This window comes from Sphingobium phenoxybenzoativorans (assembly GCF_018286635.1).
Taxonomy (GTDB): domain Bacteria; phylum Pseudomonadota; class Alphaproteobacteria; order Sphingomonadales; family Sphingomonadaceae; genus Sphingobium; species Sphingobium phenoxybenzoativorans.
The window spans coordinates 1,173,762-1,194,279 of record NZ_CP073910.1; the positions used below are offsets into that span (position 1 = coordinate 1,173,762).

The following is a 20,518-nucleotide window of genomic DNA, read 5'->3' on the forward strand; positions in this document are numbered from 1 at the left end:
CAGCAAGTATCGGCCGCGGCCTGAAGAGAAGGAGGGGTGGGGCGAGGGAGTTTTCCTATGCTGGAGTTTCTCCCATGGCCCTGTCGCGCACGAGCGCCGATCCGCGCCTGCATGCCGCTGCCGCCAATATTGTCAAATCACTTGGTGGAGCATGGAAGCCATCGGGCGCGATGTGCCGTTGTCCTGCCCATGACGACCATCGTCCGAGCCTGTCGGTCCGGGTCGGCGAGCATAGCATATTGTTCAAATGCTTTGCCGGCTGTTCCACGATTGATGTCATCCGCGCGCTGCGCAGCGACAGGCGGCCTATCCCGACAGCCGATGCTGAAACGGAATTCACACGCGCAGATGGCAGTGAGCGACGGTTGGCCGGCCGAATTCGTTCGCTCTGGGAGGAGGCGCGCCCTGTCACCGACATCGCGGTGAGCGTCTATATGGCGACGCGCGGCTTCAACGGAACGCATCCGGTTTTGCGCTACCATGATCATGTGCCGCTTGGCCGCGGCGTCGACGTCCGTTTTCGTCCCGCGCTACTGGCCGCCATCGAAGCCGACACCGGCGTTATAGCGCTCGAACGCCTGTTCCTTGATCCCCGCACCGGATTACCGGCGACTGATCTCGATCCGCCCAAATTGATGCTCGGCCGCCCCTATGGCGGCACGGTCCGCTTCGGAGCCGCCACCGATGTGCTGGGGCTGGCTGAAGGCTGGGAGACCGCCTGGTCCGCCCATTTGCTGCTGGGCATCCCCGTCTGGGCCGCGCTTGGCGCCGACCGCTTCCCCTTGGTCACTGTTCCGGAGCGGGTGGAGCGCCTCTTCCTCCTCCATGACAACGACCTTTCCGGACGGCGCGGCGCGGCGCGGGCAAAACATGCCCATGCGCGAGACGGCCGATCGATCGAGGCGCTGCCACCACCGCCGGGCTTCAATGACTGGAACGATCTGTACCGGGCGAAGGGAGGGGGGGAGGGAGATGGTTGCGGAATGCAGGCTGATGATCGGCCGCGTCCCGCGCATTCGGACACGCGCAGCGGCATGGGCACCCAGCCAGTCCTGAACGCGAACCTGCTACAATCCACACAGGAGACGAGCCTTGACCTCGCCACAACCGAGCTATCCCTCCACGCTGCCGCTCTCCAGGATCGAGCCGGGATATAATCCCCGACGCTATTTCGATCGGAAAAAGCACGAGGAACTCGTAGAATCGTTCCGTCTGCGCGGACGAATGCTGCAACCCATGCTGCTGCGACCGGCTCAGGATGCCGAGGGCAAATATGTCATTATTTGCGGCGGCCGTAGGTATAGGGCTGCCCTCGAGGTGTTCGGGCCCGATGGAGAAGTGCCGGTCATCATCCACGAGATGACAGACCAGGAGGCGCTTGAAGCCGCGATCGATGAAAATGAGGTGCGCGACGATACCTCGGAGACGGAGCAGGCCGATGCTGCCGTCCGTGTTCTCGCGGCGTGCAAGGGCGACCGCGCCGAGGCCGCATGGCGATTGGCCTGGTCCCGCACCAAGCTCGATCGCCGCCTGGCGCTCGCTGAACTCACCGAGGCCGCCAAAACCGCGCTTGATGAGCGCCGGATCAAGGTCGGGCACGCCGAACTGCTCGCCGTCATCCCCAAGGACAAGCAGGACACGGCGCTCGAAACGATCCTGCGTCTGAACCTCGACGTGAACGATACGCGCAAGGAACTCATGCGCATCACGCATAGTCTCGCCAGCGCGTGCTTCGATAAGACCGAATGTGCCACCTGTCCGTTCAACTCGGCCGCGCAGCAGGTCCTTTTCGAAACCCATGTCGACGATGGCCATTGCACCAATCCGGGTTGCTTCAAGCTCAAGACCGAAGCCGCCGAAGTGATCCGTTTCGAGGAGGAGGAACGCGCCGCGAAAGCGGCAAGGAACGCGATGCCCACTGTCGTCGATGATGCAGATGGTGAGGAACAGGACGATGTCACGGACAAACCCGCACAGTCGATGGATATCCAGCCGCAACCAGAAAACGGCGCGCTATCATCCATTCCTGTCGAAAGCCGCGAGCTTCCTCCGGCGCGCACAGCCGACATCGTGCGGGCCGCGTCGTCGGCGCATAAACCGACTGTCACGGCCAGGTCGATCGCGGCCCGAACCGTCGAGCTTCGCGAGGCGACATGGCGAACCGCGCTTGCCCGTGCGCTCGCCGGCAATGCTGTCCACGCGCGGACCACGATCCTTGTCGCGGCGATGTCGGGCACGCTTTCGCAGATCAAGCCCGGCACGCTGACGTCCCGTGCCGGCATCCTCGTCGGCGCCTCGTTCCCGGACCTCGACTTCAAGGGCAAGATAGCGGAAATCCGGGCGCTTGCCGATGCACGAGCCGCCAACGTGCTGGCCGTCATTGGCGGCGCTTACGCCAAGGATGTGCTCAGCTTCGATCATGTCGCGGACCTTGCGAGAGTGTTCGAGGTCGACCTGCGCGAGACGTGGCAAGTCGATCAGGCCTTTCTCGAACGCTACACCAAGGAAGAGCTCAAGTTCATCGCCCAGGAATGCGGCCTGATCGCGCATGTCGGCGAGAAACGGTTCGCCAAGCTGCTCGCATCGAAAAAGACCGAGCTTGTTACCGGCATGCTCAATCGCATCGGGTTCGATTGGGCGGGACGCCTACCGAGCGCGATGACGCTCGATGGCGCCTATGGACCGCCCCCGGATCGCGCTGCCCAGCCGATCGAAGCTCCCATCCCGCAAATCGCCGCCTGACCGGCATCCTCGCCCTTCCAGACAAGGATTCACGCCCATGTTGATTTCCAACCTGCTCCCGCTTCTCGCCAACTATTCGCTCGGTTTCGATCTTGTCGCCAGCCCTGACGATACCGTCACGCTGACCGTGATCCCCCGCAAGGCGGTGGGCGCGAAACACAGTCTCGAATCCGGCGAGACCCGCCCGATATCGATCACGGCAACTGCCGCGGAGATCGATGCGGAACTTGGCCGCGGCGCGGACGGCGCGCTCGGCCAGCTCATCGCCACGCGCAAGACCCTCGCCGACCAGATCGCCGATCAGCGCCAGGCGGCCGAGGACGCAAGGGTCGCCGCTGCGGAAGCTGCGAAGGCCAAGGCTGCGACGAAGGCCGCGACGGCAAAGTCGACGCCGCCCGCCAGTCCCCCGAAGCTCCAGCACTCGGTCACTCCGCCGGTCGATGCCAAACCGGACCAACCCGCCACCCTGTTCTGACCGAACTCCGCCCAAATCTCGCCACGACCCAAGCCGGGAGTTTTCCCTCATGCAGATCAATCATCTCACCCGCGCGTACCGTTATGACGGCATCGACCTTCCGGTTCCGCCGCATCTCGCCAACGATCCCGACAGTCTGCGCGCCTACCACGCGACCCTCTACCCTGCGGTTCTCAACGCCGAGATGGTCGATGCCGGCGTGTCGGGCGGCGCCCACGTCACCGAATACCGGCGCGCCGTCGGCACGAAGGGCTGACCGTGGCGCGCAGCAGCAGCAGCGCCGCGATCCCGTCCGCCGTTCGCAAAACGCTCATCGAATGGATTGAACCCGGCAATGGCGTCACATCCGACTTCACCCAACCAATCTGCAGCGAGCAGACTCAGGCGCTCCACGCGCGCATCCTCCTCGCCTCCGGGGACAGCAGGAGCAACGCTCCCAGGCCGCTCCCGCCGCCGCCGGGCCTGCGCCTTCCACCCCTCGGCTGACCTCGCGGGACGCGTCGTCGCGCTGTCCGGCGACATTCCCGCCCACTTCGATGCTCCGCTGGCGCCTCATCATAAGCTGATAGGCCGTTGGGCTGCGTCTCGGGAAACGACGGCCAAACGCTATACCCGCGCCGAGGCGCGCCAGCGCATCGAACGGGTGTTCGACAAGGCGGTGCTCGACATTCTCGGCTCCGTCGAATTCGCTGACTTCAGGGTCGTGGTTCTTCACGGCGAGGAAGACTATCCGCCGGCGATCGCGGTGATCTGCGACAGCATGGGGCAACTGGAGCTCGGGTGGATCGAAGACAGCGATGCACCCATTCCCTGGCGCGCCGCGGCCTACAAAGCCCTGGACGATATGCTGGCGCGCGCCCTTCCGATCTTCGGCTACGATGATCTCTTCGATGAAATCTCCATGTATTATTGGGACGGCGCGACCGACGATGAAACCGCGCGGCAGTGGATCACCGAATATCAGGGCGTGGATCCTGAGTATCTCGACGAACTCACTCTGCCATCCAATATGGAGTCTCGTCGGCCCGAATGGATGATCGCGAAAAACGCGGGGGCATCGGCGGAACTTCCGAACGGTTTGCGCCGGAAACTGGAGGAACTTCGCAAGGCGCATGCGGCCCTTGGGAAGCTTCGGCCGGAGCGCAACGCCTGGCGCTTCGATCTCCAGATTGCCTACGAGTATCTCCCCGGCATCGAGGAATGCTCGACATTGCCCCCGCTGACCCTCGTTCCGGTCGAGCAATTCGCGCGCGAGGTCGATGACGTCGGGCGCCACGGGATGGAATACGGCTTCATGGACATCGCCGGCTTCTGCCCTCTGCCGGATTCGGTCCCAGTCGATGACTGGTTGGCGTCCTTGCGTGTCGGCGCGCGCTTCCTGCTTGCCGCCCAGGACCTGATCCAGCTCGACCCAGCCAACCTCTGAGGTTCCTTTATATGTCTGACCACAGCACCCAGTTCGAAGCCACCGCCGGCGGTCTGGCGCTGACCAACGCCATTCTCCTCTACCGCAGCCAGCCGATCCGCAACGCCAGTCCCTACGCCACCACTCGCGAGGGTGCCGCGGCATTTGCCAGCATCCATGCGATCGAGCATGACGACGAGGGACGACCGACTATCGGCGCGGGCACATCGCTGTCGCGCGCGCATCTACGTCAATGGACCGAGGCCCTGGGGCGGACCGTTCTTCCCGAATTCCTGCCTGACAATGTGCTGGTCGCGCATCCCGACATGCTCGCATGGTGGATCCCGGCCCAGGTTCGCCCAGCATATTTCGCGCTTACGACTCCACCCGCCGGCCTGCAGGTGCTCGCAGCGCGAACTACCATGCCGGTCCCTTATCCGCCGCATCTGTTCATCGCGACCCGATCAGGGTTCGGTGTTTATGCCTTGTCGGCAAACGAGCGGCCCGGGATCGATACTCCAGTGCTGCACTCGCCGGTGCTCAATGTTTACCTCGATGGGCAACTTTGCTGGGGCAACATTCCAAGGCCAAAAGCGCTGACGACAGCCTCCATCCCGGAATTCGAGCGCGCGGTGTTCGATAGCTGGTCCACTCACCCAAATCCCGGACAGGAACTGACCATCACCGGCAAAGGCGGTCTGGTTCGGCTCTGGGATGACCTCGCCGCGCGCAAGGCGAAGCGCTTTCCTGTCAGGCGTCTCAGGCCGTTCGATCCCGGTCGGACACGTCAGGCTTCCCGGCGAATGATCCGGACCGACCCGATGACTCTGGGGAAACTCATTGCGAGAGGAGCGAACCAATGACCGTGCTGGCTGACGACCCGACCGCGGCCGCGGTCCTTGCCGCCGTGCCATGCTATCCGGTCCCACCGCAAGGACGTGGACTTGTAACGGTTTTGCGCCGGTCACCTGAGCGATTAGAGCTCGCAACAGGAGACCGACGAGATGATCAAGCATACAGAAGAGTTCAAGCAAGAGGCGGTACGGATCGCGCTGACCAGCGGGTTGCCGCGCGATCGGGTTGCATCGGATTTGGGGATAGGGAAGTCGACGCTGGGCAAGTGGGTATCGCAGTATCGGCCCAGTGATCTGGTTTCAGCGCCGCAGGCAGATCTGGCGCGTGAGAATGAACGCCTTCGCCTTGAGAACCGTGTGCTGCGGGAGGAGAGGGAAGTGCTAAAAAAGGCCACGCAGTTCTTCGCGAGCCAAAGGCCGTGAAGTTCGCATTTGTGCATAGCTGGCGGCACCGGTGGCCCGTTGAACTGCTCTGCCGTGTCATGGATGTCAGTGAACGCGGCTATCGTTCCTGGCGCTCGCGCCCGATCAGCAGGCGGGAGCGGACAGATATGAAAGTGCTGGCCCATATCCGGGAACAGTACAGGCTGAGCCTTGGCAGCTACGGCCGTCCTCGCATGACGATGGAGTTGAAGGAGGTAGGGCTCGATGTTGGCGAGCGCCGGGTCGGGCGGCTGATGAAGATCAACGGGATCAAGCCAGTCCGCACGCGCAAGCACAAGGTTACGACTGACAGCCACCATCGCCTGGGTGTCGCAGCGAACTGGCTGGACGGCGATTTTGCCGCAGATGCGCCCAACCGTAAATGGGCCGGCGACATCACCTATATCTGGACGTCCGAAGGCTGGCTCTACCTTGCCGTCATTCTCGATCTGCATAGCCGTCGCGTCGTAGGCTGGGCAGTCAGCGACAGGATGAAGAAAGACCTGGCGATCAGGGCGCTGGATATGGCGGTGCGCCTGCGCCAGCCTCCCGAGGGCTGCCTTTTCCATTCGGATCGCGGTAGCCAATATTGCTCCTACGACTATCAGAAAAAGCTGCAGGCCTATGGCCTGCGTCCATCAATGAGCGGCAAGGGAAATTGCTACGACAATGCGTCCGTCGAGACCTTCTTCAAATCCCTGAAGGCGGAACTCATCTGGCGGCAGAGCTGGCCGACGCGGCGTCAGGCAGAAGCCGCCATCTTTCAGTACATCAATGGCTTCTACAACACCCGTCGCCGCCATTCATATCTAGGCGGCATCAGCCCGCTCGCGTTCGAAGCCAAGGTGGCATAATGAGATAGGTGACCGGCACAAAACCGTTACAAGTCCAATGGCCTGTGCGTCGGCCCTGCCGGTCGGCCTGACCGCTGGATCGAGATCAGGCTCGCTGACTTCTACGCGCCGGAGCTGCACGAAGCCGGAGGCATTGAAGCCAAGCGCCGCCTCGAACGGCTCGCCATGGGGCGGACGCTGGTCTGCCGCGCCGGACGCCGCAGCTATGATCGCGTGGTCGCGTCGTGCACGATCGGAGGACGCTTACTCGGAAACATGCTGCGCGCGGCTGGCGGCCGAGAGGGTGGCCGGGGGAGGCCGAAATGAACACCATGCTCGATCTGTTCGATAGGCCGGTTGTGCCAGGCTTGGCGATGCGCACCGATATCATCACGGCGGAGGAAGAGGCTGCGTTGATCGCGCGCATCGACGACACCAGCCTCAGCCCGTTCCGCTTCCAGCAATGGACAGGCAAGCGGCTCACCTACTCTTATGGCTGGAGCTATGACTTCGAGCGCGGCATTTTCGCCCCGACCGAACCGATACCCGACTGGCTTGCCGAGGTGAAGGCGCGGGCTGCCATGTTCGCCGGTTTTGCGCCCGATGATCTCGTCCAGGCTCTACTGATCCGATACGATCCTGGCGCGGGGATTGGCTGGCACAAGGATCGGTTGGTCTTCGAGCATGTGGTCGGCATTTCGCTGGGCAACGACGCGACCCTGCGCCTGAGGCGGCGATGCGAGCGCGGATTTGAGCGCGCCAGCGCCGGTCTTGCGCCCCGGTCGGTCTATCGCCTCTCTAGCGAAGTGCGGCATGACTGGGAGCACAGCATCGCGCCGATGGACCAACCGCGCTGGTCGATCACCTTTCGCAGCCTGTCCGAAAAAGGCCGCAGGGCGTGAGCGATCGGAAATATCCGACGACTCCCGATGGCCGCTACTTTGTAGTGCGTGGACGGCTCTGGCGGACCAGTAATCCGGCCCTTCCTCCGGATGAGTGCGAACGCGTCGTGAAGGAACTGATGGCGGCCCGCCGCGCCGCCGGTGTAGACAAGCGGAAGGGCGACGCTGAAGCCGAGGCCGAGGCGCATGAGGACGTCAGTCGTGCTAAGATCTCAACCGCCATCTTGCCCGCACTGGTCCCTATGCAGATTGGTACGCTGGCCTGTCGAAGAAACAGCGCTAGCGCTTCCGCCGCTTCGGCTTGTCTGCCAGCTTGATCCAGACCGGCGCGTGATCGCTGGTTTTTTCCCAGCCGCGCGGGCGGCGATCGACCTCCGCCGCTGCGAGACGCTTCGCCGCGACCGGGTTGAGCAATACATGGTCGATGCGCAGGCCGGCGTCGCGCTCGAAAGAGTTCCGCCAATATTTCCAGAAGGTATAAATGCGCTCATCGGGGTGGAGATGTCTCACGGCGTCAAGCCAGCCTTGATCGAGAAGGGACATATAGGCAGCCTTCACCTCCGGCGCGAACAATGCGTCGACCCGCCATCGCTCAGGAACATAGACGTCGAGGTCGGTCGGCATGACGTTGAAGTCGCCAGCGACGACCACCGGCGCATCGAGCGCGACGAGCCCTGCGAGATGGTCATGGAGACGTTCGAACCACCGCATCTTATAGTCAAACTTGGGGCCAGGCCGCGGATTGCCATTGGGGAGGTAAAGCCCGGCGATCAGAACCCCATTCACCGCCGCCTCGATATAGCGGCTATGGGTGTCGCCCGGATCACCGGGAAGGCCACGTCGGGTCTCGTGAATTTCGCCGACTCGGCTGAGGATCGCAACACCGTTCCAGCTCTTCTGTCCGTGCCAGATAGCGTCATAGCCGAGGTCCCGGATTGCCGTCTCGGGAAAGCTCGCGTCGGGCGTCTTTAATTCCTGCAAGCAGACCACATCCGGCTCCGCCAGCTCCAACCAACGTAGCAGCACTGCCAAACGCCCGTTGACGCCGTTCACATTGTACGTCGCGATCTTCACATTAGCTGAAGTGCGTTGCCGACAAACTCGTTCCGATGGCGACCGACCTTAGGAGACTACCGGTCCTGATCTCGCTCGCCGGAGCTGCCAGCGAATTCCGTCTGCGCGCATGTGGCCCGACGCAGTTTTGCCGATGTGGCGCTCAAGGTCATCGCGCCACGGTACCAGGGTAAAGTCCCGCGAGCGGTCGACCAGAACATGAGGGCCGCTTTCGAGGTCCACGCGCCGGGCGATCATACCCTCAACCCGCATCTGGTCCGACAAACGCGAGATCAGGCTTGCCCTTGAAGCCAGGAAGCGCAAGAATCCGAGCTATGAAGGCCGATATCGATCATTTGCCGCTGATCCAACAAACGGAGTTGCGGCGCATAACCCGAACCCTGATGGATCAATTCGCGGCAGCAACATCGCGGGCAACGCAGCCATGGAAGAAAAATGGCCGCATCCTCAAAGTGGTGCTTTTCGGCAGCTATGCTCGCACCGATTGGGTCGACGAACCCGAAAATGGCTATCAATCCGATTTCGATCTCTTGATTATCGTGAGCCATTCCGACCTGACCGATATTGCAGACTATTGGTATGTGGCGGAGGATCTCATCCTACGGGATAATGAGGTTGCGCGGCCCGTCAATATCATCGTCCACACGCTAGATGAGGTGAATCAAGCTCTGAGCAGGGGGGAGTATTTCTGGGTCGATATCGTCCGAGATGGGATCGTGCTTTATGATGCGCCGGGCAGCTCGTTTGCTGTGCCGAAGCCGCTAACGGCGGCGGACGCATTTGAAATGGCTAGTCGTTATTTCCGAGATTGGCTGCCAAGTACCGATAGAGCCATTGAAACCGCGATCGAGCAGCTATCAAAGGGCAATGATGACCTAGGTTGGCGGAAAGAAGCGGCTTTCTCCTTACACCAAGCAACCGAGCGCGCTTATATTTGCTGGCTTCTTGTTCGTACCTTATATTTCCCGCGCTCCCACAACATAAAATTTTTGCGATCGCTCGCTGAAGACAGCGAACCGAGGCTGGTTACTGCTTGGCCACGGGCGGCTCGAACTGATAGGCGCCGCTTCGAACTTCTCAAGCGCGCTTATGTTGAAGCCCGCTATTCATCCAATTTCGAAGTGGGCACCGATGATCTGGCTGCGCTGACGCAATCAGTTCGCTCGCTACGCGAGATTGTCGATGAAGTTTCCTGTGAACGAATCGACGCGCTTAAGGCCGCAGCAGGCATGTAAACCGCTGGTTCGCGGGGGGCTCGTGCCTCTAATCTCGCATTTCCGCCTCCAAAGCCACCCAAAGACCGCCCAACACCGCCCATCACCACCATTCTGATTTAGCGCGAATTCGCTGATTCTGATCCTGCCCGGACCGATCTCGTTCGGCGGGCGGGAGCAGCATCGTGACACCCACCAAACTTCTCATCGGACAAATCCTTGTCGTCTTCGCGCTTGTGATCGCGGGCGTGTGGGCGGCAACGCAGTGGACGGCCGCGATGCTTGCCTATCAGCCTGAACTGGGCGCCCCATGGTTCTGGCTTGGCTCGACGCCGGTTTATCATCCCTGGGCGCTATTCTGGTGGTGGTACAGCTTTGAGGCTTATGCCCCGGTCGTTTTTGACAAGGCCGGGATGCTCGCCGGCGCCAGCGGCTTTCTAGGCTGCGCGGCGGCGATTTTCGGGTCGCTATGGCGTGCGCGCCAATCGAGCAATGTCACCACTTATGGTTCGGCCCGATGGGCGACGCGCCGGGACGTTACACGCGCGGGCCTACATCGCGAAGCCGGCGTCATGCTTGGGAACCATGGCGGGCGCTATTTGCGTCATGATGGTCCGGAGCATATCATGGCTTTCGCGCCGACCCGTTCGGGTAAAGGTGTCGGCCTTGTTGTCCCGACGCTATTGTCCTGGACTGGCTCAGCCGTGGTGCATGACATCAAGGGCGAGAACTGGACGCTGACTGCTGGCTGGCGGTCGCACTTTTCTCATTGCCTCCTTTTCAATCCGACCGACGCCAATTCCGCGCATTACAATCCGCTGCTCGAAGTGCGGCGCGGCGTTGATGAGGTTCGCGACGCGCAGAATATCGCCGACATATTGGTCGATCCGGAAGGGGCGCTCGAACGGCGTAACCACTGGGAAAAGACCAGCCACGCCCTGTTGGTCGGCGCAATCCTCCACATACTCTATGCCGAGCAGGAAAAGACGCTCGCCCGTGTCGCGACCTTCCTTTCCGATCCCCAGCGCAGCTTCGTCGCGACATTGCGGCACATGATGTCGACCAACCATCTGGGCGACGATGAAGCGCCCAAGGCGCACCCCGTGGTCGCCTCGGCCGCTCGCGAATTGCTCAACAAGTCCGAGAATGAGCGTTCGGGCGTCCTATCGACCGCCATGTCGTTCCTTGGCCTTTACCGCGATCCCACCGTAGCGAAGGTTACCTCGCGCTGTGATTGGCGGATTGCCGACCTAATCGATGCTGAGCGGCCGCTCTCCCTCTATCTCGTCATTCCCCCGTCGGACATCAGTCGCACCAAGCCGCTGATCCGTCTGGTCCTCAATCAGATTGGCCGCCGCCTTACCGAGCGGCTTGATCAACCGGGCGGCGCTACCCGCCGCCATCAGCTCTTGATGATGCTCGATGAATTTCCGGCGCTGGGCCGCCTCGACTTCTTCGAGACCAGCCTGGCCTTCATGGCGGGATACGGCATCCGCGCCTTCCTGATCGCGCAGAGCCTCAATCAGATCGAAAAGGCCTATGGCGAGCACAACGCCATCCTTGATAATTGTCATGTGCGTGTTGCGTTCGCGACCAATGACGAACGCACGGCCAAGCGGATTTCCGACGCTCTGGGAACCGCCACCGAACAGCGGGCTATGCGCAATTATGCAGGCCATCGGCTGGCGCCATGGCTGAGCCATGTCATGGTCAGCCGGCAGGAAACGGCCCGCCAGCTCCTGACGCCCGGCGAAGTCATGCAGCTTGCGCCGGATGAGGAACTGGTGCTGGTTTCGGGAGCGCCGCCGGTCAAGGCGCGGAAATTACGCTATTATACCGACGCCAATTTCTCAAAGCGCGTCTGCCCAGCGCCGATATTGGGAGCGGTCCGCTACCGCGATCGTCCCAGGGCGCGAGACGATGATTGGGGCTTTGAGACCCGTGGCCGCGATGTGCGCCTGCAGATGCCGGACGATGTCTCCGTGGCTGAACATGATGGCGGCCTTGAGCAGCAGCGCCATCCAGGACTTCACGACCAGGATGTTCGCAAGCCGGAGGAGGCTGCGATCCAGCCCGACCAGGGGGCAGGCGATGATGACAATGTCGTCGCTGACAAGCGCGCCATGGATCAGGCGCAGCAACTGACGCCAGCGGCGCGCGCATTCGCAGTGGACGAGGGCAGGGGTGAAAACCCCGCCCTGGGTTTCTGAGGCCGGCCATGAAAGTACGCCAGAACCTCTATATCGACCGCGAGATCAGCGATGCGCTTGAGGCGCTGGCTGCCGGCCATCGCGGCAACAAGAGCCGGCTTGTCAACGACGCCTTGCGCGGATGGCTTGCCCGTCGCGGATCGAAAGAAATTGATGACCTTCTGAAAATCCGGCTCGATCGCATGTCGCGAGAAATTTCGGCCACGCGGCGGGATATCGACATTCTTCTTGAAAGCCTCGCCGTCTTTGTCCGCTACCAGTTGAACGTCACTGCGCCCTTGGCTGAGGCCGATGCTGCCGGGCGCGCTGTTGGCCGTGACCGGTTTGAGGCTTTCATCACACAGGTCGGCCGGCAGATCGCCTCCAATGTCAGAACTCTCGCGCCCGGTGAGCCGAAAGGAGACGGGCTGTGAGGCTCGGAGCATCCCATAATCTGTCCGCCGATCGCAGGCGCGCGATGCTCGCCACCGCCATGGGACCGGCCATCTCAGCAGCGCTTGCAGACCCGCGCGTCATCGAGATCATGGTCAATCCCGACGGAGCGCTCCGGGTCGACATATTGGGCGAAGGCCGGGTCGACACCGATGTGAAAATCGATGGCACGGATGTGGAGCGGATCATCCGCTTGGTCGCATCCTATGCGCGGGCGGAAGTCCATGGCGACGCGCCGATCATCTCGGCCGAACTGCCCTCGCATAGCGAAGACAGGGCAGGGGAGCGGTTTGAAGGCGTCCTCCCGCCGGTCTCGACAGGACCGTGCTTCTCTATCCGCAAACCGGCCTTTCGCCTCTATCGGCTCGACGATTATGTGAGCGACGGGATCATGAGCGCTGGCGCGGCGAACCAGTTGCGCTGGGCGGTCGACAGCCGGTGCAACATTCTCGTCGCGGGCAGCACGAGTTCGGGCAAAACCACGCTCGCCAATGCGCTCCTCGCCGAAATGGCGGCGACCAACGAGCGCGTCATCCTCATCGAAGACACGCGCGAGCTGCAAAGTCCCGCCGCCGATACGGTCGCGCTGCGCACCCGGGCCGGCTCGATTTCCATGACCGATCTCGTTCGCTCGACCATGCGCCTGCGCCCCGATCGCATCATCGTTGGCGAAGTGCGCGGGCCTGAAGCGCTGGATATGCTGAAGGCCTGGAATACCGGCCATCCCGGCGGGATCGCAACGATCCACGCCAATAATGCCCGCGCGGTCCTCTACAGGCTTGAAAGTCTCATCCAGGAAGCGGTCGTGACCGTGCCCCGCCTGCTGATCGCCGAGGCGATCGACATGGTCGTGTTTATCGCCGGACGCGGCACGCAGCGCCGGATCGCCAGCATATCCCAGGTCCAGGGTCTCGAACCCCAGGGCGACTATCGCCTCACCGAACTTCTTATCCCCTCAGCCTCAGCAGGAGAATGACCATGACGTATCACTCCCGTTTGCCCATGCTCCTCCGGCGCGGCATCGCCGCCGGTCTTGGTTTCGTCCTGATGCCTGCGAGCATGGCGTATGCCGCAGGGTCGGGCATGCCCTGGGAAGAACCGCTTCAGCAGGTGCTGGAATCGGTCCAGGGTCCGGTTGCCAAGATCGTCGCCGTTCTGATCATCATCTCGACCGGCCTCGCTCTGGCGTTCGGAGAGACGTCAGGCGGTTTTCGCAAGCTCATCCAGATCGTGTTCGGTCTCTCCATCGCCTTTGCCGCATCCTCCTTCTTCCTCTCCTTCTTCAGCTTCGGCGGGGGAGCGCTCGTCGCATGAGCCCTATTGAGGGCTTTGAAGTGCCGATCCATGCCAGTCTCGGCTCGCCCCTATTATTGGGCGGCGCGCCGCGCGGGATCGCGATCGTCAACGGCACCATCGCTGCCGCCATCGGGCTTGGCCTGCAGCAATGGCTCGCCGGCATGGCGCTCTGGGCGGTCGGCCACAGCATCGCTGTCTTTGCCGCCAAGCGCGACCCGGATTTTGGGCCGGTTCTGCTGCGGCACCTTCGTCAGAAAGGGCATTTTTCATGCTGAACCTCGCCGAATATCGGCCCAAGGCCGACCGCCTTGCCGACCATCTGCCTTGGGCGGCGCTGATCGCGCCGGGGATAATCCTCAACAAGGATGGAAGCTTCCAGCGCAGCTTCCGCTTCCGTGGACCTGATCTTGAAAGCGCTACCGAGGCGGAACTCGTCTCCGCCTGTGCGCGGGCCAATAATGTCTTGAAGCGTCTGGGTTCAGGGTGGGCTGTCTTCTTTGAGGCGGAACGGCGACCCGCTCTTGGCTATCCCGACAGCGTCTTTCCGGACGCCGCTTCCCGGCTGGTCGACGAGGAGCGCCGCGCCGGGTTCGAGGCGGAGGGGCGGCATTTTGAAAGTATCTTTCATGGTACGCTCCTCTGGCTCCCGCCCGCTGACAGCAGTGATGCCGTCGGCCGTTCTCTGGTCAATCGACCGGACGAGCAAAAGGGCAGGGACTGGCGCGGCGCGCTGGCGCAGTTTTCCGCCGAAACCGATCGTGTCCTCGATCTGCTGGGCGGTTTCATGCCGCTGGTTCGCGGCCTCGATGACAGTGAGACGCTGACTTATCTCCATGGTAGCATCTCGACGCGCCATCATCCCGTCGCAGCGCCAGAGACACCCATCTATCTCGACGCGCTGCTGGTCGACGCGCCGCTTGTCGGTGGCCTTGAACCCATGCTTGGCGACAGCCATGTCCGCACGCTCACCATCCTTGGCTTTCCCAACCTCAGCCGGCCCGGCATCCTCGATGCGCTGAATTCATCGGACTTTGGCTATCGCTGGGTGACGCGCTTCATCGCCCTCGACAAAGGCGAGGCGACCAAGGCGCTCACGAAGATCCGCCGCCAATGGTTCAATAAGCGTAAGTCGATTACCGCACTGTTGCGCGAGGTTATGTATAGCCAGCCGGCGCAGCTCCTCGACAGCGACGCTGACAATAAGGTGATTGATGCCGATATCGCCCTCCAGGCGCTCGGCGCCGATCATGTCGGCTTTGGCTATCTGACGACGACCATCACGGTGATGGACAAGAGCCGGGCTGCGGTTGACGACAAGGTCCGGGCGGTCGAGCGGATCATCAATGGTCTTGGCTTCACCTGTATCCGCGAGAGCGTGAATGCCGTTGAGGCCTGGCTTTCCTCGCTGCCCGGGCAAGTCTATGCCAATGTGCGTCGGCCGTTGGTCCATACCCTCAACCTCGCGCATCTGATGCCGCTTTCCTCGGTCTGGGCTGGTCCAGACGAGAATGCGCATTTGAAGGCGCCGCCCCTATTCTATGCGCAAACGGGCGGATCGACACCGTTCCGCCTTTCCACCCATGTCGGCGACGTAGGCCATATGTTGATGGTTGGACCGACCGGCGCCGGCAAATCCGTGCTGCTCTCGCTGATCGCGCTGCAGTTCCGCCGATATGAAGGTGCCCAGATCTACATCTTCGACAAGGGCAATTCCGCCCGCGCCGCCGTGCTCGCCATGGGCGGCGCCTATCATGCGCTCGGCCAGGATGGCGGAATGGCGTTTCAGCCGCTGCGCAATATCGACCGGATCACCGAACGCAGCTGGGCCGCCGAATGGATCGCGGCGCTGCTCGCTGCCGAGAAGGTGACGATCATCCCAGAAATCAAGGATGCGATCTGGTCGGCGCTCAACAGTCTTGCGACGGCGCCAGCCGAGGAGCGGACGCTCACCGGGCTAGCCATGCTGCTCCAGTCGAACAAGCTGCGCACGGCGCTTGGCCCCTACACGCTGGATGGACCCTATGGCGGAATGCTCGATGCATCCGAGCAAGGGTTGGCGTTCAGCGACATCCAATGTTTCGAGACTGAGACGCTTATGGGGCAGACGGGCGCTGTCGCGCCGGTGCTTACCTATATCTTCCATCGGCTGGAGGAGCGGTTCGATGGCCGTCCGACCTTGCTGATCCTGGATGAGGCCTGGCTCTTCCTCGACCATCCGCTGTTCGCGGCCCGCATCCGCGAATGGCTCAAGACCCTGCGCAAGAAGAATGTCGCGGTGCTGTTCGCGACCCAGAGCCTGGCCGATATCGCCGACAGCAGTATCGCCCCGGCGATCATAGAAAGCTGCCCGCAGCGGATAATGCTGCCCAACGACCGGGCGATCGAGCCGCAGTCCCGCGCCGCCTATGAGCGGTTCGGTCTCAATGACCGGCAGATCGAGCTGGTCGCCCGCGCGACGCCCAAGCGGCACTATTATCTGCAGTCCACGCGCGGCAACCGGCTGTTTGAGCTTGGTCTCGGCCCGATCGCACTGGCGCTTTGCGGCGCATCCGATCCTGCGGCCCAAACGCGGATTGATGCGATCCTCGCCGAGCATGGCCCTGACAATTTCGCAGGGCATTTCCTTGGGCAGACTGGCTTTGGCTGGGCGGCACCGCTGCTCGGCCCGGATAATCAGCCACCGCTCGGTTTGGACTCACTTATCGGTTTCGACCGCCCCCTCACTCTCGACCTTGGAGATCTGACATGACCCCTCGATCCTTCCGTCGCCATTATTTGCTTTCCGCCGCTCTGGTCCTTGGCACCGCTGGAGTATTCACCGTTGTCCTGACGGTGCCGACTACGCCGGCCCAGGCCATCCCGGTGTTCGACGGCGCAAACTACGCCCAGAATCTCCTGACAGCCGCTCGGACGCTGCAGCAGATCAACCAACATATACAGTCGCTCCAGAACGAAGCCTCCATGCTGACCAACATGGCAAAGAATCTGACGAAGATCGACTTCCCCGAGCTTAAGGCTCTGACCCAGACCTTGGGCCAGATCGACCAGCTGATGGGGCAGGCGCAGGGGATCGGGTTCAAGATCGACAGCCTCGACGATCAGTTCCGTGGGATGTTTCCCAAGGATTTTGACCAGATTCTACGCTCAGACCAGCGGGTCGCTGGTGCGCGATCCCGGCTCGACACTGCGATGGCGGCGTTCCAGCAGACCATGCGTGTCCAGTCCAAGGTCGTTGGCAATGTTACCGATGACGCGCAGGCGCTCTCAAAGATCGTTGCAAAGAGCCAGGGTGCCGAGGGCAGCCTGCAAGCACAGCAGGCGACCAACCAGCTTCTGGCGCTCAGCACCAAGCAGCAGTTCCAGATCCAGAATATGATGGCCGCGCAATATCGCGCCGATGCGTTCGAACAGGCGCGCCGGGTGCAGGCCGAAGTCGATGCGCGCGCGGCTACCAAACAGTTCCTCGGATCCGGCAAAGCCTACACCCCGGAATAAGCTGAGGCAGCGCCGGTCCCGCCGCTCCCCCACGGCCGGACGCTGCCTCGTCGCGGAGCCTTTGTCGAAGGCGGCGCGAAGATGTGTTCCCTTTCCGCGTCTTCAGGTGCGCCTCCAAAGGCTCCGCGACATCCCTTTTTTCAATCTCTTGGAAAGTCTCTTTCGTGAACGATTTGAGCGTCATCGATCGGTTTTTGGCGACTTTCATCGCATATATCGACAGCGGCTTCGGGCTGCTGGGTCCCGATGTAGGCTATCTGACCTCGACGCTCATCGGCATCGATATCACGCTTGCCGGTCTCTTCTGGGCGATGGGCGGCGAGCAGGATGTCATCGGCCGCTTCGTCCGCAAGATCCTCTACATCGGCGCTTTCGCTTTCATATTGAACAGCTTCTCGACGCTTGCCGATATTATTTTCCGCTCCTTTGCAGCCGCCGGTCTGACGGCGGGCGGCGGGGCGCTCTCGGCTGCTGACCTGCTGAAGCCCGGCCGTCTGGCCGGCATCGGCTTCGAGGCGGCCTGGCCACTGCTCGAACAGGCGTCGGAGATGATGGGGTTCACCAGCTTCTTCGATAATTTTCTGACCATCGCCATACTGCTTTTCGCCTGGGCGCTCGTCATCATCGCCTTCTTCGTCCTCGCCGTGCAGATGTTCGTCACGATCATCGAGTTCAAGCTGACGAGCCTCGCCGGATTCATCCTTGTCCCCTTTGCGCTCTGGAATCGGACCAGCTTCCTTGCCGAACGCGTGCTCGGAAATGTTGTGAGCTCCGGCATCAAGGTGATGGTGCTTGCCGTCATTGTCGGCATCGGATCCAACTTCTTCTCAGAATTTGTGAGTGCGCTTCAGGGACAGGAGCCCGATATCAGCCAGGCCATGAGCCTGGTGCTGGCAGCCCTGTCGCTGTTTGGGCTCGGCATCTTTGGTCCTGGCATCGCGTCCGGCCTCGTTGCTGGCGCTCCCCAGCTGGGTGCTGGCGCGGTGCTCGGCACGTCCGTCGGCGCTGCCGGCATCGTCGCCTTGAGCGGGGGTGCGGCGATTGGCGCGACGCGGGCCGTTGGCGGCGCAGCGCTGGGCGCGATCCGCGCCGGCACGACCATGGGCGCGGCGGCGCAAGCATCTTATCAACTCGGCCAAAGCGCTGCCGGATCGTCCAGCATTGGCGCGGGCGTAAGCGGCATGGCGCAGGCGGCAGGCAACAGCATGCGCCAGCGCACGTCCGATGCGCTCGGGCTATCGGCCGCTGCCGAGCGTGGACGTGATGCAGCCTGGTTTGCGCTGAATGGCGCAAAACCTTCTGCATCGTCATCCGGAGACGCCGATGCTGGTCCGCCTGCCTGGGCACAATCGCTGCGTCGGACCCAGGACAATCGTCATCACCGTCATGTCGCTTTGCAAACCCTCAAAGAGGGCGATCGCGGCGGTGCCTCCGCCACCCCTGACATCAAGGAAAAGGAAGACTGACTATGATCTTGAAACGCGCTGTCCAGCGATATGGACATACCCCCGAACCGGAAACACCCTACCAGCGGGCGGGGCAGATCTGGGACGAGCGGATCGGTTCGGCCCGCATCCAGGCGCACAACTGGCGGTTAATGGCGTTCGGAACGCTGGGGTTAACAACCCTTCTGTCGGCAGCTTTGGTCTGGCAGTCGCTGCAGAGCCGGGTCACACCCTATGTCGTCGAGGTCGATAATCTGGGCGAAGCGCGAGCCGTCTCGGAGGCCGACGCCAACTATCAGCCAACCGATCCGCAGATTGCCTGGCAGCTTGGCAAATTTATCGAGAATGTTCGTCGTTCGACCTCGCTCGATCCCGTGCTGATGCGCCGGGCCTGGCTATCAGCCTATGATTTCTCGACAGAGCGCGGCGCACGAACCCTTGGCGACTATGCCAGGCAGGCCAAGCCATTCGCACGAATTGGCGAGCGCACGGTCATGGTGCAGGTCATCAGTGTGGTGCGGGCTTCGGATCGGTCGTTCCAGGTGAAATGGATCGAGACCATCTTCGAGCGCGGCACGGCCGCGGGCACGTCGCGATGGACCGCAATCCTCACCATAGTCACCACGCCGCCGACTTCGGCAGACATGCTGCGGCGTAATCCGCTCGGCATTTATGTCGATGCGATTGACTGGAGCCGGGAGCTGGAGCCGCAGGCGACGCCGGCGCTGTCCGAGGCCCGTGAGGCGCCAGAGCCCATCGAGGGCCCAGCGGCAGATAGTCAGAACCTTTCCAATATCTCAGCGGAGCCGAAATGATGACCAGATTGCAGCTTATACTCTCGGCAACGGCTGCTGCGTCAGTGCCGTCGATCATTGCCGGCGGCGTTTCCATGCCTGCAATGGCGCAGGAACGGGCGAATGCAGTCACGACCGCCAATCGCAGCGCCACCGTCGAGCCGGTGGCGCAGGGCTTCGTCAACGCTATGCAGGTTTTCCCCTACGCTGACGGCGCGCTCTACCATGTCATCACTGCGCCAGAGCGGGTGACCGACATTGCGTTGCAGGTAGGGGAGAACCTCGTGTCGGTCGCCAGTGGTGACACTGCCCGATGGATCATCGGCGACACGACAAGCGGTACGGGGGCAGCGAAGCGGACGCATATCGTTGTAAAGCCCTTTTCCAGTGGATTGGCGACCAATCTTGTCATCGCGACGGATCGTCGAACCTATCATCTGACGCTCAGCAGCACCGAGAAAACGGCGATGGCCGTGTTGTCTTGGACCTATCCGCAGGACGCTTTGCTGGCAGTAAAACGAGCCGCCGCTGAGACCGCGGCGGCGCAGCCAATCGCGGCAGGCATCTCGGTCGAGGAACTGCATTTCAATTATGCGCTTACCGGTGACCGCCCTGCTTGGCGACCATTGCGCGCCTTTGACGACGGGCGGCAGACCTTTGTCGAGTTTCCGGCGACGCTAGCAGTCGGTGAGGCGCCCCCCATTTTCCTGCTCGACAGCAAGGGTGAGGCCCAACTCGTCAATTATCGCATCAAAGGCCGCTTCTACATCGTCGATCGTATCTTCGATGTCGCTGAACTGCGGCTTGGTACCAAGCGCCAGCAAGTTGTGCGGATTAGCCGGACAGGGGGAGGGCGGGGCTTATGACCTCTGGGCCTGAAACCCCGTCGGCGCAGGAACCAGAAGCGCCGCCGAAGAAGGCCGA

The 20,518-nt window shown here is 62.2% G+C and carries 21 protein-coding genes; 19 read left to right on the forward strand and 2 right to left on the reverse strand.

All coding sequences use genetic code 11. The features are described 5' to 3' along the window. The first annotated feature begins 74 nt into the window (after nucleotides 1–74). From KFK14_RS05730 to KFK14_RS05765, 8 genes are all read left to right on the forward strand, one after another. Nucleotides 75–1,157: a DUF7146 domain-containing protein gene (locus KFK14_RS05730; protein ID WP_021244064.1), complete on the forward strand. Its 1,083-nt coding sequence runs from the start codon at nucleotides 75–77 to the stop codon at nucleotides 1,155–1,157. Then, nucleotides 1,093–2,742 carry a PRTRC system ParB family protein gene (locus KFK14_RS05735; protein WP_031290708.1) on the forward strand — a complete coding sequence of 550 codons (1,650 nt, stop codon included), beginning with the start codon at nucleotides 1,093–1,095 and terminating at the stop codon, nucleotides 2,740–2,742. The genes KFK14_RS05730 and KFK14_RS05735 overlap by 65 nt, the downstream gene beginning before the upstream one ends. A gap of 37 nt (nucleotides 2,743–2,779) precedes the next feature. Beyond that, nucleotides 2,780–3,217 carry a PRTRC system protein E gene (locus tag KFK14_RS05740; RefSeq protein WP_021244066.1) on the forward strand — a complete coding sequence of 146 codons (438 nt, stop codon included), beginning with the start codon at nucleotides 2,780–2,782 and terminating at the stop codon, nucleotides 3,215–3,217. A gap of 49 nt (nucleotides 3,218–3,266) precedes the next feature. Next, nucleotides 3,267–3,473: a PRTRC system protein C gene (locus KFK14_RS05745; RefSeq protein WP_021244067.1), complete on the forward strand. Its 207-nt coding sequence runs from the start codon at nucleotides 3,267–3,269 to the stop codon at nucleotides 3,471–3,473. A gap of 387 nt (nucleotides 3,474–3,860) precedes the next feature. Then, nucleotides 3,861–4,643, forward strand: a complete 783-nt coding sequence (locus KFK14_RS05750) for a hypothetical protein (RefSeq protein WP_021244069.1) — start codon at nucleotides 3,861–3,863, stop codon at nucleotides 4,641–4,643. 11 nt (nucleotides 4,644–4,654) lie between these two features. Continuing rightward, the gene (locus KFK14_RS05755; protein ID WP_021244070.1) at nucleotides 4,655–5,485 is read left to right on the forward strand and encodes a PRTRC system protein B; all 831 of its coding nucleotides are present in this window, start codon (nucleotides 4,655–4,657) and stop codon (nucleotides 5,483–5,485) included. 141 nt (nucleotides 5,486–5,626) lie between these two features. Then, nucleotides 5,627–6,753 (forward strand): IS3 family transposase gene (locus KFK14_RS05760; RefSeq protein WP_115288562.1). Its coding sequence is split into 2 segments (ribosomal slippage): nucleotides 5,627–5,858 and nucleotides 5,858–6,753, totalling 1,128 coding nucleotides; the frame shifts between segments, so codons are not numbered across the junction. A gap of 302 nt (nucleotides 6,754–7,055) precedes the next feature. Then, complete coding sequence (locus tag KFK14_RS05765; RefSeq protein ID WP_212610186.1) at nucleotides 7,056–7,634, forward strand: alpha-ketoglutarate-dependent dioxygenase AlkB; 579 nt, start codon at nucleotides 7,056–7,058, stop codon at nucleotides 7,632–7,634. Nucleotides 7,635–7,913: 279 nt separating this feature from the next. On the opposite strand, the gene xth is transcribed toward KFK14_RS05765, so the two are convergent. Further along, the gene (gene xth / locus KFK14_RS05770) at nucleotides 7,914–8,708 is read right to left on the reverse strand and encodes an exodeoxyribonuclease III (protein WP_212610187.1); all 795 of its coding nucleotides are present in this window, start codon (nucleotides 8,706–8,708) and stop codon (nucleotides 7,914–7,916) included. Between the two features lie 48 nt (nucleotides 8,709–8,756). Next, complete coding sequence (locus tag KFK14_RS05775) at nucleotides 8,757–8,960, reverse strand: DUF3363 domain-containing protein (protein ID WP_212611054.1); 204 nt, start codon at nucleotides 8,958–8,960, stop codon at nucleotides 8,757–8,759. Between the two features lie 62 nt (nucleotides 8,961–9,022). Here KFK14_RS05775 and KFK14_RS05780 point away from each other — a divergent pair, with 62 nt between their 5' ends. The 11 genes from KFK14_RS05780 (at nucleotide 9,023) to trbG (ending at nucleotide 20,460) form a co-directional block, all read left to right on the forward strand. After that, nucleotides 9,023–9,943 carry a HEPN domain-containing protein gene (locus KFK14_RS05780; protein WP_212610188.1) on the forward strand — a complete coding sequence of 307 codons (921 nt, stop codon included), beginning with the start codon at nucleotides 9,023–9,025 and terminating at the stop codon, nucleotides 9,941–9,943. A 164-nt stretch (nucleotides 9,944–10,107) separates the two neighbouring features. Next, entirely contained in the window at nucleotides 10,108–12,132 is a 2,025-nt protein-coding gene (locus KFK14_RS05785; protein ID WP_212610189.1) for a conjugal transfer protein TraG, read from the forward strand. Nucleotides 12,133–12,140: 8 nt separating this feature from the next. Continuing rightward, nucleotides 12,141–12,545: a CopG family transcriptional regulator gene (locus KFK14_RS05790; protein WP_212610190.1), complete on the forward strand. Its 405-nt coding sequence runs from the start codon at nucleotides 12,141–12,143 to the stop codon at nucleotides 12,543–12,545. Between the two features lie 44 nt (nucleotides 12,546–12,589). After that, entirely contained in the window at nucleotides 12,590–13,540 is a 951-nt protein-coding gene (gene trbB, locus KFK14_RS05795; RefSeq protein ID WP_212611055.1) for a P-type conjugative transfer ATPase TrbB, read from the forward strand. Nucleotides 13,541–13,566: 26 nt separating this feature from the next. Beyond that, nucleotides 13,567–13,878 (forward strand): TrbC/VirB2 family type IV secretion system protein, encoded by a 312-nt coding sequence (locus tag KFK14_RS05800; RefSeq protein ID WP_246525023.1) that lies wholly within the window; start codon nucleotides 13,567–13,569, stop codon nucleotides 13,876–13,878. Next, a complete protein-coding gene (locus KFK14_RS05805; RefSeq protein WP_212610192.1) occupies nucleotides 13,875–14,135 on the forward strand; it encodes a VirB3 family type IV secretion system protein in 261 nt (86 codons plus the stop codon). The genes KFK14_RS05800 and KFK14_RS05805 overlap by 4 nt, the downstream gene beginning before the upstream one ends. Further along, nucleotides 14,129–16,609 carry a conjugal transfer protein TrbE gene (gene trbE, locus KFK14_RS05810; RefSeq protein ID WP_212610193.1) on the forward strand — a complete coding sequence of 827 codons (2,481 nt, stop codon included), beginning with the start codon at nucleotides 14,129–14,131 and terminating at the stop codon, nucleotides 16,607–16,609. The genes KFK14_RS05805 and trbE overlap by 7 nt, the downstream gene beginning before the upstream one ends. After that, a complete protein-coding gene (trbJ, locus tag KFK14_RS05815) occupies nucleotides 16,606–17,355 on the forward strand; it encodes a P-type conjugative transfer protein TrbJ (RefSeq protein ID WP_212610194.1) in 750 nt (249 codons plus the stop codon). The genes trbE and trbJ overlap by 4 nt, the downstream gene beginning before the upstream one ends. A 164-nt stretch (nucleotides 17,356–17,519) precedes the next feature. After that, nucleotides 17,520–18,821: a P-type conjugative transfer protein TrbL gene (trbL, locus tag KFK14_RS05820; protein WP_212610195.1), complete on the forward strand. Its 1,302-nt coding sequence runs from the start codon at nucleotides 17,520–17,522 to the stop codon at nucleotides 18,819–18,821. Between the two features lie 2 nt (nucleotides 18,822–18,823). Further along, complete coding sequence (trbF, locus tag KFK14_RS05825; protein WP_212610196.1) at nucleotides 18,824–19,615, forward strand: conjugal transfer protein TrbF; 792 nt, start codon at nucleotides 18,824–18,826, stop codon at nucleotides 19,613–19,615. 74 nt (nucleotides 19,616–19,689) lie between these two features. Then, a complete protein-coding gene (gene trbG, locus KFK14_RS05830) occupies nucleotides 19,690–20,460 on the forward strand; it encodes a P-type conjugative transfer protein TrbG (RefSeq protein ID WP_246525024.1) in 771 nt (256 codons plus the stop codon). The last annotated feature ends 58 nt before the right edge of the window (nucleotides 20,461–20,518 follow it).